Source organism: Mesorhizobium sp. LSHC412B00 (assembly GCF_000503035.1).
Classification (GTDB): domain Bacteria; phylum Pseudomonadota; class Alphaproteobacteria; order Rhizobiales; family Rhizobiaceae; genus Mesorhizobium.
On the sequence record NZ_AYWB01000001.1, the window covers coordinates 213,481 to 230,415 of the forward strand.

A 16,935-nucleotide genomic window follows, 5' to 3' on the forward strand; every position below is an offset into this window, starting at 1 on the left:
CTGTGCTTAGTTTCGGGCCATGACTTTGCCGCACCCCAATACAGACCAGATCAGCCTGCCGGTCGTGCTCGGCGTGCTTGGCGACCCGACCCGGCTCGCCATCGTGCGCTATCTCGCCAGCAAGGAAGGCGTGCCGCTGAACTGCAGCCGGTTCCTCGACCTCGGCTCCAAGACCAATCTCAGCTATCACCTGGCCAAACTGCGCGAGGCCGGCGTCACCCGCGCCGAAGTGGCCGGCACCAACCGGATGATCACGCTGCGCCGCGCCGACCTCGACGCCCGCTTCCCCGGCCTGCTCGACAGCGTGATTGCGGCGGCCGGAGATGACCCGGCTCTGCCCATCGTCGGCGGCCACGACATCGAAATGCCGGCGTAGCTGGTGCCGAAGTCAGGCTGCTCCTAGCGCTGCCAAAAACCGATATGCGGGGCGAGGAGTTCCTCGTCCATCTCGGGGAAAGGGCCGTGGACCTCGACCGGCTTCTGCCCGGAGCCGAGGACTGTGCGCGACGAGAGGTTCATCGTCGGGTTCTCTGCGTGATTGCCGGTCAGCGCGAGAAGCTTGGTTTCCTCGAAGCCGTAGACCAGCCGGCCGATATTGGCCCAGTAGAGCGTTCCCGTGCACATCGCACAGGGCTCGCCGGTTGTGACCAGCGTGCAGGACCAGAGGAATTCCTGCGGATAGGCGTCCGCGGCACGCCGGGAGAGCTCGGTTTCGGCGTGGCGCACGGTGTTGATGTTGCCTTGCCGCATCAGGATGCGATCGTCGGGGCCGACGAGCACGCAGCCGAAAGGATGGTGCCCGTGCGCGGCAGTCTCGCGCGCGACATCATTGGCGGCGCGAAGGTGGGCAACCATCTGGTCGCGGGTCATCGCCTGTCTTCCCCCGGATGAACTTCGGAACGGCATGGACGCTAGCAGATGGAGTGCTTCCGCGATAGGCGGGGCTCCCGGCTGTCTCGAACGATCTCAAGGGCTTGATAATGAAGGCAGGGGCTTGATAACGAAGACGGGCCGCAAGCCTCAACGGGCTGCACCAAGGAGCCCGCCGCATGCGCATTGCCGTTCTCGCCGACATCCATGGCAATGTGCTGGCGCTGGATGCCGTGCTCGCCGATCTAGCGCGGCGCGGCGGCGCCGATCTCACCGTCAACCTTGGCGACTGTGTCTCCGGCCCGCTCTGGCCGCGCGAGACGTTCGAGCGGCTCGAAGCGCTCGACCTGCCGACGGTGCGCGGCAACCATGACCGCCGGGTCGCGGTCGATCCGGCCGACGATATGATGTGGGCTTCAGACCGCTATGCGCAGGAACGGCTGACATCAGCGCAGCGCGAAGCCCTGCTCGCCCTGCCCTTCACGCTGGAGATTGTTCCCGGCGTGGTCGCTTTCCATGCGCGGCCCGACCATGACGAGAAATACCTGCTCGACGCGATCGTCGATGGCCAACTGGTGCGCGCGCCGCTTGCCGCTATTCAGCGGCGGTTGCAGGCGCTGGACCCGGCCTGCCGCATCGTGCTGTGCGGCCACAGCCACCGCGCGGAACTGGTCCGTATCCCCGGCGGCCCCTTGCTCTTCAATCCCGGCAGCGTCGGCGCCCCCGCCTATGAAGATGACACGCCCCCGGCGCATGTTTCGGAGCAAGGCAGCCCGCATGCGCGCTACGGCATCCTCACCTTGGATGGCGATGGTCCAGACCGTTTCGAGACCGTCGCCGTCGACTACGACCACGAAGCGGCGGCGAGACAGGCCGCACAGGCGGGCCGACCGGAATGGGCGCATGCGCTGAGGACCGGCTTCATGCCCAAACCCTCTTGGCAAGGCTCCGCTTGACCGCACGGCTGCGCCCTGCTTCCGCCTCGCGGCACCAAACATCGGACGCATTTTCAGACTTACATGGCCGCGTATCGTCCCTTATAAAACCGCCTTGGCATACGGCAGGACTGCTGCCGCAAGGGTAATCGGCGCACGGCCAAATGATGAGGCGCACAATCCGAACCATTTTGCATCGACTGACTGGCGCTCCGCTCCTGCGGGCAGCCCGGTTGTTGGCGGGTCCGTTGGTGGTGGGCCCGTTGTTGGTGAGCTTGCCGGCCAATGCCGAGGACGCGCCTGCCGACATCGTTTCCATAGTGACCGAGCTCGGCCCAGGCGATCTCCTCAACATCCGCGCCACGCCGTCGCCGGTCGGCAGAACCCAGGCGCGCCTGCCGATCGGCTCGAGCGTCAGGAATTTCGGCTGCAACGAAGTGGACGGCCACCGCTGGTGCAAGGTCGAGGAGATCGACAATCCACTGGTCAAAGGCTGGGCGCCCGCGCGCTATCTTATCCCCGACAATCCGACCGTGGTCGAAGTAGACGCCGCGCCGCCCCAGGTGACCGCCAGCGCTGAAGCCGGCGGCCCGACGCTCGCGCCCGACATGTCGACGCAGCCGGCCGACGTGGCCGCAGCGCCCCGGACGACTGCACCCGCCGCCTCTGCCGCTCCGGCTGCACCCACTCAGGCTCCACCCACCCCGGCTGCACCCGCGCCGGCTCCACTCGACCTGACGGAGCGCCTTGGCGGCACGAATCCAGGCGCGCCGAAGTCCGCCGCCGAGATCGGCAGGACCGCCATGCAGGATGCTTACGGCCTTGCCTTCGCAGCGAATGAAAGTCCGCCGACGGATGAAATCCCTGCCACAGAGGCTCCGGCAACGGAGGCCACAGGGACGCCGGAACTCGCCGCCGCCGCGTCTGCGGGAGCAGCGCCGGATACAGCGTCCGCGCCGGGGGTACCATCCCCGACGCCACGGCCAGACCAGGCCAAAGCTGCGACCGCTACGCAAACCGTTGCACGGCTGGAACCCCCGCCCGCCCCCGGCGCCACCGCCGACATCCCCTGCGCGCGCTATGTCGGCCAGCCGATGACCCGCTGCGCCGTCAACATCGTCCACAAGGGCACTGACAAGGCCGATATCACCGTGACCTGGCCCGACGGCGGCACGCGCGTCATCTCCTTCTCTGCCGGGATGCCGGCCAACTCGGATTCGCCCAGCGAGTTCCGCTTCACAAGGGAAGGCGCCCTCAACATGATCCGCGTCGGGGTATCAGAGCGGTTTGAGATTACGGATCAGCTCGCGCTGGGGGATTAGGTGTCAGGCAGTAGGGAATGGGCAATAGGCGCCTTAACCTCGCTCTGCCTAATCCCCACTGCCTGATCCCTACTGCCTAGCCTCATTTTCGGGGTTACATCTCCCAAAACTCTTCCCTATAAGGCCCTCCTAGCCTGATACCAGAATCGCAAGCACAACCGGCCGGGTCTTCCCGTCCCGGTTTTTCGTGCAAGCCGCTCGCCGAACGGAACTCACAACGATGCCAAGACGCACCGACATCAAGTCGATCCTGATCATCGGGGCCGGCCCCATCGTCATCGGCCAGGCCTGCGAGTTCGACTATTCCGGCACACAGGCCTGCAAGGCGCTGAAGGAAGAGGGCTTTCGCGTCATCCTGGTCAATTCCAACCCGGCCACCATCATGACCGACCCGGAACTGGCCGACGCCACCTATATCGAGCCGATCACGCCTGAAGTCGTCGCCAAGATCATCGCCAAGGAGCGGCCCGACGCGCTGCTGCCGACCATGGGCGGCCAGACCGCGCTCAACACCGCTCTGTCGCTGCGCCGCATGGGCGTGCTCGAGCGCTACAATGTCGAGATGATCGGCGCCGACGCCACGGCGATCGACAAGGCTGAGGACCGGGCGCTGTTTCGCGAGGCGATGAAGAAGATCGGCCTCGAAACGCCGAAGTCGATGCTGGCCAATGCCACCGATGTCAAGAATGCCGACCGCAAGACGCACGAGGCCGAGCGCGCCGCCGTCAAGGCCGAGGCGCCCGCCGACCTCGACGCCGCGCTCGACGCGCTGGAAACCCGCTGGAATCTCGGCGAAGGCGACCGCAAGCAGCGCTACATCAGCCATGGCATGGCGATCGCCGCGCAGGCGCTCGACCATGTCGGCCTGCCCGCCATCATCCGCCCGTCCTTCACCATGGGCGGCACCGGCGGCGGCATCGCCTACAACCGCGCCGAATTCTACGACATCGTCCAGTCCGGCCTCGACGCCTCGCCGACCACCGAAGTCCTGATCGAGGAAAGCGTGCTCGGCTGGAAGGAGTATGAGATGGAGGTCGTCCGCGACAAGGCGGACAATTGCATCATCGTCTGCTCGATCGAGAACATCGACCCGATGGGCGTACACACCGGTGACTCGATCACCGTCGCCCCTGCCCTGACGCTGACCGACAAGGAATACCAGATGATGCGCAACGCCTCGCTCGCGGTGCTGCGCGAGATCGGCGTCGAGACCGGCGGCTCCAACGTGCAGTTCGCCGTCAACCCGGCCGATGGCCGCCTCGTCGTCATCGAGATGAACCCGCGCGTCTCGCGCAGCTCCGCTTTGGCTTCGAAGGCGACCGGCTTCCCCATCGCCAAGATCGCGGCCAAGCTCGCTGTCGGCTACACGCTGGACGAGCTGGAGAACGACATCACCGGCGGCGCCACGCCCGCCTCCTTCGAGCCAAGCATCGATTACGTCGTCACAAAAATCCCGCGCTTTGCCTTCGAGAAATTCCCCGGCGCCGAGCCGGTGCTGACCACCGCCATGAAGTCTGTCGGCGAAGTCATGGCCATCGGCCGCACCTTCCAGGAATCGCTGCAGAAGGCTTTGCGTGGCCTGGAGACCGGCCTGACCGGCCTCGACGAGATCGAGATCCCCGGCCTCGGCCACGGCGCCGTAGCTGCCAACCACGCCGACGACCGCAACGCCATTCGCGCCGCGCTCGGCACGCCGACGCCCGACCGGCTGCGCATGGTGGCGCAGGCGATCCGCATGGGCACCTCGCTCGAAGACGTGCACGCCATGTGCAAGATCGACCCGTGGTTCCTCGAACAGATCGCCGGCATCGTTTCCATGGAAGCCCGCATCCGCGAGCACGGCATTCCGCAAGACGCCGTCAATCTGCGCATGCTGAAGGCGATGGGCTTCTCCGATGCCCGCCTCGCGTCGCTGACGAAGACCGACGCCGAAGTGATTGCGAAGATTCGCGAAAAGCTCGACGTTCATCCGGTCTATAAGCGCATCGACACGTGCGCCGCCGAGTTCGCCTCGCCCACCGCCTACATGTACTCGACCTATGAAGTGCCGTTCGCCGGCGCGCTGGCCAATGAAGCGCAAGTGTCATCGCGGAAAAAAGTCGTCATCCTCGGCGGCGGTCCGAACCGCATCGGCCAGGGCATCGAGTTCGACTATTGCTGCTGCCATGCCGCCTTCGCGCTGCGCGACGCCGGCTATGAAGCGATCATGATCAACTGCAACCCAGAGACGGTGTCGACCGACTACGACACTTCCGATAGGCTCTACTTCGAACCGCTGACGGCGGAAGACGTGCTGGAGATCCTGCGCGCCGAACAGGCGTCGGGCGAACTGGTCGGCGTCATCGTCCAGTTCGGCGGCCAGACGCCGCTGAAGCTGGCCGATGCGCTGGAGAAGGCCGGCATCCCGATCCTCGGCACCTCCCCCGACATGATCGATCTCGCCGAGGACCGCGACCGCTTCCAGAAGCTGCTGCACAAGCTGAACCTCAGCCAGCCGAAGAACGGCATCGCCTATTCGGTCGAGCAGGCGCGCCTGGTCGCCGGCGAACTCGGTTTCCCCTTGGTGGTGCGCCCGTCCTATGTGCTCGGTGGCCGCGCCATGCAGATCATCCATGACGAGGGCATGCTGCAGAGTTACCTGCTCGACACCGTGCCCGGCCTTGTGCCGGAGGACATCAAGCAGAAATACCCCAACGACAAGACCGGCCAGATCAACACGCTCTTGGGCAAGAACCCGCTGCTGTTCGACACCTATCTCTCCGGCGCCATCGAGGTCGATGTCGACTGCCTCTGCGACGGCACGTCGACCTTCGTCTCAGGCATTCTCGAACACATCGAAGAGGCCGGCATCCACTCCGGCGACAGCGCTTGTTCGCTGCCGGTGCATTCGCTGCCTTCCGATCTGGTCGACGAGCTGGAGCGACAGACGGCGGCGCTTGCCCGCGCGCTCAATGTCGGCGGGTTGATGAACGTGCAGTATGCGATCAAGGACGGCACGGTCTATGTGCTGGAGGTCAATCCGCGGGCATCGCGCACCGTGCCCTTCGTCGCCAAGACCATCGGGCGTCCGATTGCGAAAATCGCCGCACGCATCATGGCCGGCGAGAAGCTGGAAGACGCCTTCGCCCATTACGGCGCGATGCCCGACCCGAGAAACCCCGGCCACATTGCGGTCAAGGAAGCCGTCTTCCCCTTCGCCCGTTTCCCCGGCGTCGACATATTGCTCGGCCCGGAAATGCGCTCGACCGGCGAGGTCATGGGCCTCGACCGCGACTTTGCGCTCGCCTTCGCCAAGAGCCAGTTAGGGGCCGGCGTCGACCTGCCGCGCTCCGGCACGCTGTTCGTCTCCGTGCGCGACGAGGACAAGGCCGGCATCCTGCCGGCGGTCAAGCGTCTGGCCGGCCAGGGCTTCAAGGTGCTGGCGACATCCGGCACCGCCCGCTTCCTCGCCGAAAACGGCGTCGACGCCCAGAAGATCAACAAGGTGCTGGAGGGCCGCCCCCACATCGAAGACGCCATCCGCAACCGCCAGGTCCAGATCGTGTTCAACACCACGGATGGCCAGAAGGCGGTGTCGGACTCGAAGTCACTGCGGCGGGCAACGCTGATGCAGAAGGTGCCGTACTATACGACGCTGTCGGGGGCGGCGGCTGTGGCTGAGGCGATTGCGGCGCTGAAGGCGGGGAGCCTGGAGGTGAGGCCACTGCAGGAGTATTTTGCGTAGGCGATATGCCTATCTCTCACTGTGAGGAGACAAAAGGTGGCCGAAGGACGGCACAGGTCCAGCAAACATCGCGCCTCTGTGGAAACCTTGCGCCCAGCCCACGCGTCCATCGGCGCCTGGCAACACCTGATTCTCCAGATCAACCTACAATTTCAACCTGCTTAGAAAACTCCAAAAATGTAGGCTGGTGAATTTGCTTAAGTGATTCAATAACACCTACAAAATTTGGGACCGATTTCTGTACAGCGACCCCAGTTGGCTTGATGAGGGCGGCGGAAGGCAAAGGCTGACGATGCGCCGATCCAGCTTCCCTCACAAGGGAGGAGGAAAACTCACCCCACTGCCACACACTCGATCTCGATGTCGAACTCCATCGGCCATGACGCCACCGGCACGAAACTCCGCGCCGGCGGGTTGACGCTGAAATACCTAGCATAGACCCGGTTGATGGCGTTGTAGAAGCCGGAATTGACGGCGTAGATGCGCACCATCACCACGTTGTCGAGCGAGGTTCCCGCCGCTTCCAGACAGTGTTTCAGCGCCTTCAGCGACGCCTCGGTCTGGGTTTCGATGTCGCCGCGCACCATCTCGCCGGTCACCATGTCCACCGGCGGCGTCGCCGAGATGAACACGAAGCCATTGGCCCTTACTGCCGTCGAGCAAGGCAGCCCGAGCGCCCGCACCTTGGCCGACATGACGGGCACTTCGATGACTTCTTTTTTCACTGTGATCTTCCCCTTGTTTGCCAAGCTGGCGCCAAGGCCCCCTCACCCAGCCTCCGCTTCGCTCGGCTGACCTCTCCCCGAGGGGAGAGGAGCCGGTCAGCGCCAGCGCTTCCCTCTTCTCCCCAGCGGGGAGAAGGTGGCCGCGAAGCGGTCGGATGAGGGGGCCTGCGCCACCTTTAATCGTGAGGAGCTTATCCCCCCGCCCAGCGAACGCCAGCGCCGAACCATGGTCCAGCCCTCACCCCTGCCCCGGATAGGGCATGCCGTCCTTGTGCAGGAACCTGCCATCCGAACTCGGGCTCATCATGTCGATGTCGGAGCAAGTGATGAGATCATCCGGATTGCGCGAGCCGACTTCGAGATAGCGCGCCGTTGTGGACGAGCGGTTGATCATGTGGTGGCCGTTGCCGCTGTTCTTGGCAAAGGTCGCGCAGTCGCCGGCCTTGAGCAGGGTCTCGCCGCCATCCTCGACCAGCACCAGTTCCCCTTCCAGCACATAAACAAGCTCGTCCTCATGGCTGTGCCAGTGGCGCTGGCTGGACCAGCCGCCTGATGGCAATGTCATCAGGTTGACGCCGAAATCGGTGAGGCCGCCGGCATCGCCGAGGCGGTGGCGTGTGCGCTCGGCGCAAGGGGCGTCGAAGGGTGCGGGGTAGCCGGAGCCCTTGCGGACAGGCACGGTGGACAGGTCGAGCTTGGGCATGGGAGCTCCATTGAATTGGTGGCGGCAGTGTATGTCACTGCCGGCGCAGCCACAGAGCCACTTTGCCGCAATGCCTTGCCAACGGCAGGCATCGGCCGTCGCACTCTACGGCGCCCCCTCTGTCCTGCCGGACATCTCCCCACAAGGAGGGAGATTGGCTGTCGCCTCAGCCTTCGCCAATTTTCACCGTCGCAAGAAAAGCACGGCGCCGACGCTGCTGATCTCCCCACTCGTGGGGGAGATTTCTGGCAGGACAGAGGGGGCGCCGTAGAATGCTATTGCTGGCCAGTCACCAGCCCTCAACCCTGATGCGCCGCCGCGAGTTCCTTCACGTGCTTCTCGTGCATCTGCAGCGTCGGCAGCGTCTTCTTGGCGAATTCCTTCATCGCCGGGTCGTCGCCCGAGTTGGCATAGCTGCTGAAAAGGGCAACTGCCTCCTTGTGCGCGTCCGTCTGCATCTGGATGTACTTGGCGTCAAAATCCTTGCCGCTTGCGCTCTTCAACTCGTCGAGCATTGCCTGCTCCTTCGGCTGCAGGGCCGGTCCCGCGGCTTTGGTCGAACCGGTGGTCTGGCCCTGGCTCAGCGCCGCCTTGAACTCCTTGCCGGCTTTGGTGTGGTCCTTGACCATCTGCTTGGCGAATTTCCTGACGTCAGCCGCCTTGGATTTCTCCTCGGCGAGCTTGCTCGACTGGATTTCGAATTCGTTGGAGCTAGGCACCGTCTTGACGAAGGTTGGGGTATCGACCTTGCTGGCGGCCATGGCAGGCGCGACCGCAGTCGAGTTGGCCGCAAAGGCGGCAGGGGCACCGGCGAACAAGGCGACGGCGGCAATGGTGAGAAGCGTTTTCATCTGAGGTCTCCGATTTGAAAATTTCCCTCGGCTAATCAAACGCGGCATTGGCGGCAGGGTTGCGTCCGGAGAACTATTCGTCAGCGACCATCTGCCGAAGAGCCGTCCCGAGCCCCTGGCGGACAAACCTCAGGACAGCACGCCTCGCCATATTGCAGCTGTTCGTTCCAGTTCGGCCGACCCTCAGGCGTGAAATCCATAAGGTTCCACAGGATCTCGCAGATGCCGATGGCGCGCTGATCCTAATGGACGGCGCTGCATTGGGAGCCGGTTGCACTTCCCTGTATTGCGTCTGCAGGTTAGATTTCCGGAGCTGGGGAGACACATGCAAGAGGATGAAGAGATCGATCTGCGCTGCCCGCAAGTGGTGGCCGACAATGCCGCCAAGGGGTTGAGGCTGCGAAGAGAATTCGGCCGGGGCGGCACCGAGATCGGCGTGGCGCGGGCGACGGAACTCAAGAACCGCCAAAAGCTGGCGCCATCCACTATCCGCCGCATGGTCAGCTACTTCGCCCGCCACGAGGTCGACAAGCGCGGCAAGAATTACGGCAATGAAGACAATCCATCGGCCGGCCATATCGCCTGGCTGCTGTGGGGCGGCGACGAGGGCCGCGCCTGGGCGCTTGAGCTCAAAAAGAAGATCGGCAATGCGCCCGATATCTGAGGGCTGCCGTAAAACGACTGGCGGGCCCCAAACCCCCGCCTGGGACCCGCCAAGGAGTGGCTGAACACATGCCGGTGCAGCCCCTCCACATCTGCCAGTCGTCGATCCGCCATCGGTCGAAAGGCATGGATGGTGAGGTAGCATCCGGTTGCGGCGGCCTATGTGAAGCAGTTCACAATCCGAAGGATTTCAACAGCGCTCGAGCAATTCCAGGAAAAGTGGGAACCGGTTTTCCTGGGAAAAGCGCGTAGCGTTTTCCCCAGGGAATTGCGGCAAGAAAAAAGCCCTTACCCTTCCCAGGCGACAGGCACCATTCCCAGCCGCTCGTAGAGCCTGAGCGCGGCGGCGTTCTCGACCGTGTTGGTCTTGAGGTCGACATGGGCCGCGCCTCGATCGCGAAAGGCGTTGAAAGCCTGCCACATCAGCGCTTCGCCAATGCCTTTGCCGCGCGCTTCGGGATGGACCGCGAGGTCCTTGACGAAGGCCCTGGTCCAGCACAGCGCTGCCGCCGCCAGCCGTCCCTTGGCGTCGATGACCAGGAAACACAGCGCCGGGTCGAATTCGGCATCGCTGGATATGCGCGGCCACCATTCGTCGAACGGGCCGTCGGTGCCGTCGTCGAACACCTCGGTCAAAAGCGCATGCAAGGGCTGCGCGTCACCATGTTCGAAGCAGCGCATGGTAAAGCCGGCCGGCCAGTGCGGTGCAACGAGCGTCTCGTCGAGGATTTTGCGCAGCCGGATGTCGTTTGGAGCCGGCGGGCGCGGTTCAGGCATCGCGCTCAGGCGTCGGGCTGCAGCCGGCGGCGCTTGCGGTCGACACCGAGGCCGGTGGCCTCGAGCAGGCCTTTGCGCTTGGCGTCGAAATAATAGCCGGTCTGGTAGAGCCAATCGGCCTTCTTGGCGTTGCCACCCGCCACCAGCCAGGCGCCACGCAGATATTTGACCGCGTATTTCAGATTGGTTTCGGCGTCGAACAAGCCCTTGGCCGGCCCGTCATAGCCCATGCCGCGCGCCGTCGCGTGCTTGATCTGCATCAGCCCCCAATGGCCGTTATTGTAAGCCTTGGGATTGTAGGTGCTTTCGCGGTTGACGACGTGGCGCACCAGATCGACCGGCACCTCGTAGAGAGCAGCGTATTTCTGGATCAGCCGGTCGACGTCGCCGCGCATGCCGGTCGCATGCTCTTCTTCCGGGAGACCGAGGGGCGCGGCGGGGAACTGGCCCAGGAAAGCAGGGTTCTGCGGCACGACATAGGCTACCTGCTGCACGCCGGGCATGGCGTTCTGGCCGCCCTTGGCGGTCGCCGGCATGACAAGGCTGGCGGTCGTATATTGCGCCGCGACCGGCTGTCCGGCCTTGGCGGGCGCAGGCGCCTGCCAAGCATTGGCGGCCATCACCGCAGGCACGGCCGGGGCCGTGGGCGTCGCGCCGGCAAAGGCCGCGGTCGCGGCAACCGGCTGCGCAGCGGCATCGAGCGCTGGCGTGCCCGGCGTCGCTTCGGCCGACTGAACGGGTGTTATGCCCGAGGATTGCGGCAGCACCGAAACCGTATCGGGCAGCGGCACGGTAAAGCCGGCATCGCTGCCGGCAGCGGTCGCGGTTTCGGTCAGCGCAGGCGTGGCCTTCATCTGCGAGGTCGATTGGCAGCCGCTGAGGGCAGCTGCGCCGACGATCACAGAGATCGCGAAAAGGTTGAATTTTGCTGGCAAGCCGCGCGGGTCCGATTTGTCGGTTGTTAAGAAGTCCTTACACCAGCGATTCCTGGCGGGCAATCGGGACCATCTGGTGGTTTTCGGGTGGCGAGAGCCGGGCTCAGATGCCATATTGTTCTGCATATGTACCGGTCGGTATCCCGGTTTTCGCCGCTTTGCGGAAAGGAGCGCATCATGGAAACGGCATCTTCGATCACAGCCGGCCACGCAGTGTTAGAAACAGTGATCGGCTTCATGGGCATCGCCTGGAGCGAAAAGGGCCTGATCCGGCTCTGCCTGCCCGAAAGGAGCCGCGAAGCAGTGGAGCGCCGGCTGATGCGGCATGCCGGTGTTGCCGCCAATACGACTGCGAACATTGGGCAGCCGCAATGGGTGGTCGAGCTGATCGCCTCGATCAAGGCGTATGCGTCAGGCGAGGACGTCGATTTCTCCGGCGTGCCGGTCGATCTCGACGGCGTCGACGACTTCCGTCTCGCCATCTACGACGCGGCGCGGAAACTGCATTACGGCGAAACCACCACCTATGGCGAACTGGCCAAGCGCGCCGGCCAAGCCGGCCTGCCGCGCGAAACCGGGGCAGCGCTGGGCGCCAACCCGGTGCCGCTGGTCATCCCCTGCCATCGGATACTAGCCGCGGGCGGCAAGATCGGCGGCTTCTCGGCGCCCGGCGGCTCGGCCACCAAGGAAAAGATGCTGGCCATGGAAGGCGTGCGCGTCGGCCCGCCGCCGGCGGCGCAGGTCTCGTTCGGGTTCTGAAAATCAGAGCCCGAACGCCCTAATGACGGCGCAGGAAGCGGCGGTGAAAATGGTCGTTCTCGATCCGCTTGCAGAGATAGACCGGGCAGGACTCGGTATCGGCGCTCGGTACATAGGCGCGCTTCCTGACCTCGCCGATATTGCAGAATTGCTGGCTCTGCACATAGCGGTCGAAGAGCGGCAGCCCCGGCACGCGCCTGGACTGATAGCGCAGGATGACCGCGCCCTGGCGGGCGATCGTGCCTTGCACCCTGTCGCAGCTCATACGAGTGGGGTCGTAGCGCGAGATCGCCTGCGCCTCGGCGGCCGCCAGCGTCAGGCAGGCGGCAAGCAGAATGGTTTTCACAACGGTTTTCATGACAGTCTCCCAAAACCGGACAAACGCCGTCGGGCGTCCCGATCTTCCCGATTGCTCGACGCTTTCATGCGATTGGGGCGGCCTTTGGGCGGCGCCACCGCAACGCCATTTTTCGAGCCATCTTGTTTTTGGTGCGAAACCCGCCTATATCAGCTCCATTGATATTTCGGCCGATCGATCCGGGCCTCGCGATCTTCGCGTTTGCTGACGTCTATCTCCAAAATCTCGATACAAACCGGCTGAACCTCGGTTCGGTCAAACCAAAGCAAATGCGAGGACTATTCATATGGCAACTGGTACGGTCAAGTGGTTCAATGCCACCAAGGGCTTCGGCTTCATTCAGCCTGATTCGGGCGGTGCGGACGTTTTCGTTCACATCTCCGCTGTCGAGCGCGCTGGACTGTCGACCCTGGTCGAAGGCCAGAAAATCAACTTCGAGATCGAGCAGGACCGCCGCACAGGCAAGTCGTCCGCTGGTTCTCTGAGCAAGGCAGCCTGATTTTGCGATAGCGCGCGCCGGACGAGAGTTCGGGGCGCGCGGCAAGTCACGGATGTACTGACGGTCGCGCGAGAAGCGCGCTGGAGCGGAAAGACCCGACAAGCTGGATCAGCAGATAGCTGCCGGCCCGGACTTAAAGCTCCGATCAGGCTACCGAAAATGGGAAGGCGGGATTTATCCCGCCTTTTTGTTTGTCTGGAATTGGACGATGGCCATGCTAGTTTCGCCCCATGACCAAGCTCGAACAGATTGAAAGATCCATCGCAGCCCTGAACACCAAAGAACTAAAGGCCTTTACCAAATGGTTCGCAGCGTATCGGGCAGAGGTGTGGGAGATGCAGATCGAGGCGGACGCCAAGGCTGGCCGGCTGGATAAGTTTGCCGAGCAGGCTTTGGCTGAACTTCACGCGGGCCGAGTTCGCCCTCTTTGAATGCGCGCTACGGCCGAAGGCCGCAAGCCCAACCGGGCATCGCGCCCGTTGGCGTCCCGTCCGGAACGAGCCGCGAAGCGGCGGCAAGCGCGAGTACAAATCAGCGCCGCAGATGCAGCGGCACCACCTTGTTGTCGGCGCCAAGCAGCGCCTCGATCGACAGCGGCTCCCGGTTGAAGATCGTGCCGGCCAGCGCCGGGCGGCCGAGATGGAACCCCTGTAGCAGGTCGACGCCGCCATCCAGCGCGACGCGCAGATGCACGGATTGCTCGATGCCTTCGACCAGCACCTTGGCGCCGCGATCGTGCAGCGACGAGACGAGCGGCCGGAAGAAGCGCTCGGCGGCAGCGTGGCGGCAGAATTCGGCGAACCAGCCGCCGTCGATCTTCACAATATCCGGTTGAAGCAGGCTCATCCGCTCCGCGGTCGAGTGGCCGGTGCCGAAATCGTCGATGGCGATGCGGATGCCGTGGCGCCGCATCTCGCGCACCAGCGGGGCCAGCACATTATCGTCGGCCGCCTGTTCGGTGATCTCGCAGACCAGCATGGCGGCATGCAGGTCGAGATCGCCGAGATGCCGCGTCATCAGCCGGATCTCGGCCAGCGCCCGCCCGAGATGATCGTTGATCATCGGGTTGTAATTGAAGAACAGGTCGAGCCCGTCGACGCCGATGTTGCGGAAGTTTTTCAGATGCAGCATCCGGCACATCGTCTCGACAAACAGGCGGTCGCCCGGCGCAACACTGTCGAAGAACATGGCCGGTGCAACCGGCATGGAAGCGCGCTGCGGTTCGATCAGCGCCTCGACGGCAACCGCGGCCAACGCGCCACCGCGTGGCGCAAAGATCGGCTGGTAGGCGCTCTTCAGCCGGAACGCGCCATAGACGCCGTATTCGATGCCGACCTCGTCGGCAAAGATCGCTTCGCCGATATCGCGACGCCTCTCGCGCTGCCCGGTCATGGCCCGGTCCTGCGCCCGAACACCCTGCCCGGCCGCGCCGGAGGCGCTGCAGTCGGGCCGGCAGGCGTCTTGCCAGGCTCGGCCGCCGCGACAGACGGCTGCCCATCCTTGCCGAAAGCGCGAAAGCTGGTCGGCGCCAGTTCCGGCTTTGCCAGCACGAAGCCCTGCACCATCGATGCGCCGGATTTCTCGGCCAATTCAAGCTGCCAGCCTTCCTCGATGCCTTCGAACACCGTCCGGATGCCCTGTAGTTCGAAGTTCGTCACCATGGCAGTCAGCAGGGCAAAGCCGGCGCCCGATTCCATGAGCTGCGTGATCCAGTGCGCATCGAATTTGACGATGTCGGGCTTGAGCTCCTTGATGCGGTTGATGTCGGATTCATCGGCGCCGTAATCGTCGACGGCGATGCGAAAGCCATTGGCCCGCAGCGCCTCGACAAAGCTGTAGAGCGTTTCCTGCGACGCCGACTTCTGCTCGGTCACCTCGCACACGATGCGGCGCGGATCGATCCCGGCTTCGTGCAGCACCAGCCGCATGTCGCGCAACGCGTTGTCGGCGATGGAGCGCTCGGTAAACACCGACGGATCGAAATTGACGAAGATCGAAGCCTCTTGCGGCAGGCAGGCGCCGGCGTTGAGCAAATGCAGCGTGCGCGTCAGCGCCTCGATGTGCAGGCGGTCGCCGGCCGGACAGGTGCGGAAGAAGTTCATCGGCGATTGCGGCTCGCCGACACGAAACGGCCGGATCAGCCCCTCGAATGCTGCGATCGAGAGCTTGCCCTCCTTGAAGGCGAAGATCGGCTGAAAGGCGCTCTGCAGCGTGTACGGACCCCAGACACCTGAAGCGGTGCCGTCATCGTGACGGATGATGTGGGCAAGCCCGGTACTGCGCGACAAGGGTTCCTCGCTCCGCGAGACAGGCGAAATGGCTGGCGATCCTGCCGTCAAAGGTTTTAGCGGCCGTTGATGAATTTAGTCTTGCCGGGGGATAGGCGTCGATTGCAGAGCCCGCAACGCAGAGTGAAACCGTCATGCACGCGCTCCAAAAAGCCGATCTCCACGGGTCCTTGACCCTGGCTCATCCGACAATGCTTGCACTTGCCGGGTCGATGCGACATGAGAGGCGCCGCAGCTGTTTGCGGTTGCGCCGACCCCTCTGGAGATATCTGGCCATGGCCTTTCTTGCCGACGCCCTTGCCCGCGTAAAGCCTTCCGCCACCATCGCGGTGACGCAGAAAGCCCGCGAGCTGAAAAATGCCGGCCGCGACATTATCGGCCTCGGCGCCGGCGAACCGGATTTCGACACGCCCGACAACATCAAGAATGCGGCGATCGAGGCGATCCGCCGCGGCGAGACCAAATACCCGCCGGTTTCGGGCATCGCGCCGCTGCGCGAGGCGATCGCGAAAAAATTCAAACGCGAGAACAATCTCGACTACAAGCCCGAGCAGACCATTGTCGGCACCGGCGGCAAGCAGATCCTGTTCAACGCCTTCATGGCGACGCTGAACCCAGGCGACGAGGTCATCATCCCCCGCCCCTATTGGGTCAGCTATCCCGAAATGGTGGCGATCTGCGGCGGCACCTCGGTGTTCGCCGATACTTCGATCGACAATGGTTTCAAGCTCACTCCCGCCGTGCTGGAAAAGGCGATCACGCCGAAGACCAAATGGCTGTTGATGAACTCGCCGTCGAACCCGTCCGGCGCCGCATACACGGAAGCCGAGCTGCGCGCGCTGGCCGACGTGCTCTTGAAGCATCCGCATGTCTGGACACTGACCGACGACATGTACGAGCACCTGACCTATGGCGACTTCGTCTTCAGGACGATCGCCGAGGTCGAGCCGAAACTCTACGAGCGCACGCTGACCATGAACGGCGTCTCGAAAGCCTACGCCATGACCGGCTGGCGCATCGGCTACGCCGCGGGTCCCGTCCAGCTGATCAAGGCGATGGACATGATCCAGGGCCAGCAGACCTCGGGCGCCTGCACCATCGCGCAATGGGCCTCGGTCGAGGCGCTCAACGGCCCGCAGGATTTCGTCGCCAGGAACAAGGCGATCTTTCAGGGCCGTCGCGACCTCGTCGTGTCGATGCTCAACCAGGCGCGCGGCATAACCTGCCCGTCGCCGGAAGGCGCCTTCTATGTCTACCCGTCCTGCGCCCAGCTGATTGGCAAGAAGACCAAGGCCGGCAAGATAATCGACACCGACGAGACTTTCTGCTCCGAATTGCTCGAAGGCGAGGGTGTCGCGGTGGTGTTCGGCTCGGCCTTCGGCCTCGGCCCCAACTTCCGTATCTCCTACGCCACGTCGGAGAGCCTGCTGGAGGAAGCCTGCACGCGCATCCAGCGATTCACTGCATCGCTGACCTGAACTGGCGGCACCGAGACATGAAACCCGGCTTCGAGCCGGGTTTTTGTC

General features: G+C 64.0%; 18 protein-coding genes. 9 read left to right on the top strand and 9 right to left on the bottom strand.

The window, feature by feature from the left end:
- Window positions 1-19 precede the first annotated feature (19 nt).
- Window positions 20-376 (top strand): helix-turn-helix transcriptional regulator, encoded by a 357-nt coding sequence (locus X757_RS163520; RefSeq protein WP_023683780.1) that lies wholly within the window; start codon window positions 20-22, stop codon window positions 374-376.
- Between the two features lie 23 nt (window positions 377-399).
- Here the strand turns inward: X757_RS163520 and X757_RS163515 are convergent, their stop codons facing one another.
- Window positions 400-870, bottom strand: coding sequence for a nucleoside deaminase (locus X757_RS163515; protein WP_023724912.1), 471 nt, complete (start codon window positions 868-870; stop codon window positions 400-402).
- Between the two features lie 179 nt (window positions 871-1,049).
- Here X757_RS163515 and X757_RS163510 point away from each other — a divergent pair, with 179 nt between their 5' ends.
- The 3 genes from X757_RS163510 to carB all read left to right on the top strand — a co-directional run bounded on the left by X757_RS163510 (window position 1,050) and on the right by carB (window position 6,851).
- Complete coding sequence (locus X757_RS163510) at window positions 1,050-1,826, top strand: metallophosphoesterase (protein WP_023724913.1); 777 nt, start codon at window positions 1,050-1,052, stop codon at window positions 1,824-1,826.
- Window positions 1,827-2,074: 248 nt separating this feature from the next.
- Window positions 2,075-3,127, top strand: coding sequence for an SH3 domain-containing protein (locus X757_RS163505; RefSeq protein WP_245275012.1), 1,053 nt, complete (start codon window positions 2,075-2,077; stop codon window positions 3,125-3,127).
- Between the two features lie 220 nt (window positions 3,128-3,347).
- On the top strand, window positions 3,348-6,851 hold the full coding sequence (gene carB / locus X757_RS163500) for a carbamoyl-phosphate synthase large subunit (protein WP_023724915.1): 3,504 nt from the start codon (window positions 3,348-3,350) through the stop codon (window positions 6,849-6,851).
- Between the two features lie 332 nt (window positions 6,852-7,183).
- Here the strand turns inward: carB and X757_RS163495 are convergent, their stop codons facing one another.
- From X757_RS163495 to X757_RS163485, 3 genes are all read right to left on the bottom strand, one after another.
- Entirely contained in the window at window positions 7,184-7,576 is a 393-nt protein-coding gene (locus X757_RS163495) for a Rid family hydrolase (protein ID WP_023672419.1), read from the bottom strand.
- A 238-nt stretch (window positions 7,577-7,814) separates the two neighbouring features.
- Window positions 7,815-8,279, bottom strand: a complete 465-nt coding sequence (locus X757_RS163490) for a cupin domain-containing protein (RefSeq protein WP_023724916.1) — start codon at window positions 8,277-8,279, stop codon at window positions 7,815-7,817.
- 299 nt (window positions 8,280-8,578) lie between these two features.
- On the bottom strand, window positions 8,579-9,130 hold the full coding sequence (locus X757_RS163485) for a DUF4142 domain-containing protein (RefSeq protein WP_023672417.1): 552 nt from the start codon (window positions 9,128-9,130) through the stop codon (window positions 8,579-8,581).
- Between the two features lie 325 nt (window positions 9,131-9,455).
- On the opposite strand from X757_RS163485, the gene X757_RS163480 reads away from it, so the two are divergent.
- Entirely contained in the window at window positions 9,456-9,794 is a 339-nt protein-coding gene (locus tag X757_RS163480) for a hypothetical protein (RefSeq protein ID WP_023724917.1), read from the top strand.
- Window positions 9,795-10,081: 287 nt separating this feature from the next.
- Here X757_RS163480 and X757_RS163475 read toward each other — a convergent pair whose 3' ends face one another.
- Entirely contained in the window at window positions 10,082-10,570 is a 489-nt protein-coding gene (locus X757_RS163475) for a GNAT family N-acetyltransferase (RefSeq protein ID WP_023724918.1), read from the bottom strand.
- A 5-nt stretch (window positions 10,571-10,575) separates the two neighbouring features.
- Window positions 10,576-11,505 carry a lytic transglycosylase domain-containing protein gene (locus tag X757_RS163470; RefSeq protein WP_023724919.1) on the bottom strand — a complete coding sequence of 310 codons (930 nt, stop codon included), beginning with the start codon at window positions 11,503-11,505 and terminating at the stop codon, window positions 10,576-10,578.
- Window positions 11,506-11,682: 177 nt separating this feature from the next.
- Between X757_RS163470 and X757_RS163465 the strand changes: the two genes are divergently transcribed.
- On the top strand, window positions 11,683-12,264 hold the full coding sequence (locus X757_RS163465) for a methylated-DNA--[protein]-cysteine S-methyltransferase (protein ID WP_023671959.1): 582 nt from the start codon (window positions 11,683-11,685) through the stop codon (window positions 12,262-12,264).
- A 19-nt stretch (window positions 12,265-12,283) separates the two neighbouring features.
- On the opposite strand, the gene X757_RS163460 is transcribed toward X757_RS163465, so the two are convergent.
- Window positions 12,284-12,610 (bottom strand): hypothetical protein, encoded by a 327-nt coding sequence (locus tag X757_RS163460; RefSeq protein WP_023724920.1) that lies wholly within the window; start codon window positions 12,608-12,610, stop codon window positions 12,284-12,286.
- A gap of 298 nt (window positions 12,611-12,908) precedes the next feature.
- Between X757_RS163460 and X757_RS163455 the strand changes: the two genes are divergently transcribed.
- Together X757_RS163455 and X757_RS163450 are read left to right on the top strand one after the other, a co-directional pair.
- The gene (locus tag X757_RS163455; protein ID WP_015316174.1) at window positions 12,909-13,121 is read left to right on the top strand and encodes a cold-shock protein; all 213 of its coding nucleotides are present in this window, start codon (window positions 12,909-12,911) and stop codon (window positions 13,119-13,121) included.
- Between the two features lie 230 nt (window positions 13,122-13,351).
- A complete protein-coding gene (locus X757_RS163450; RefSeq protein ID WP_023689727.1) occupies window positions 13,352-13,552 on the top strand; it encodes a hypothetical protein in 201 nt (66 codons plus the stop codon).
- 100 nt (window positions 13,553-13,652) lie between these two features.
- Here the strand turns inward: X757_RS163450 and X757_RS163445 are convergent, their stop codons facing one another.
- Together X757_RS163445 and X757_RS163440 are read right to left on the bottom strand one after the other, a co-directional pair.
- Window positions 13,653-14,513 carry an EAL domain-containing protein gene (locus X757_RS163445; protein WP_023689726.1) on the bottom strand — a complete coding sequence of 287 codons (861 nt, stop codon included), beginning with the start codon at window positions 14,511-14,513 and terminating at the stop codon, window positions 13,653-13,655.
- A complete protein-coding gene (locus X757_RS163440; RefSeq protein WP_023705862.1) occupies window positions 14,510-15,409 on the bottom strand; it encodes an EAL domain-containing protein in 900 nt (299 codons plus the stop codon). Before X757_RS163440 ends, X757_RS163445 begins: the two co-directional genes overlap by 4 nt.
- 275 nt (window positions 15,410-15,684) lie before the next feature.
- Here X757_RS163440 and X757_RS163435 point away from each other — a divergent pair, with 275 nt between their 5' ends.
- On the top strand, window positions 15,685-16,887 hold the full coding sequence (locus X757_RS163435) for a pyridoxal phosphate-dependent aminotransferase (protein ID WP_023701622.1): 1,203 nt from the start codon (window positions 15,685-15,687) through the stop codon (window positions 16,885-16,887).
- The last annotated feature ends 48 nt before the right edge of the window (window positions 16,888-16,935 follow it).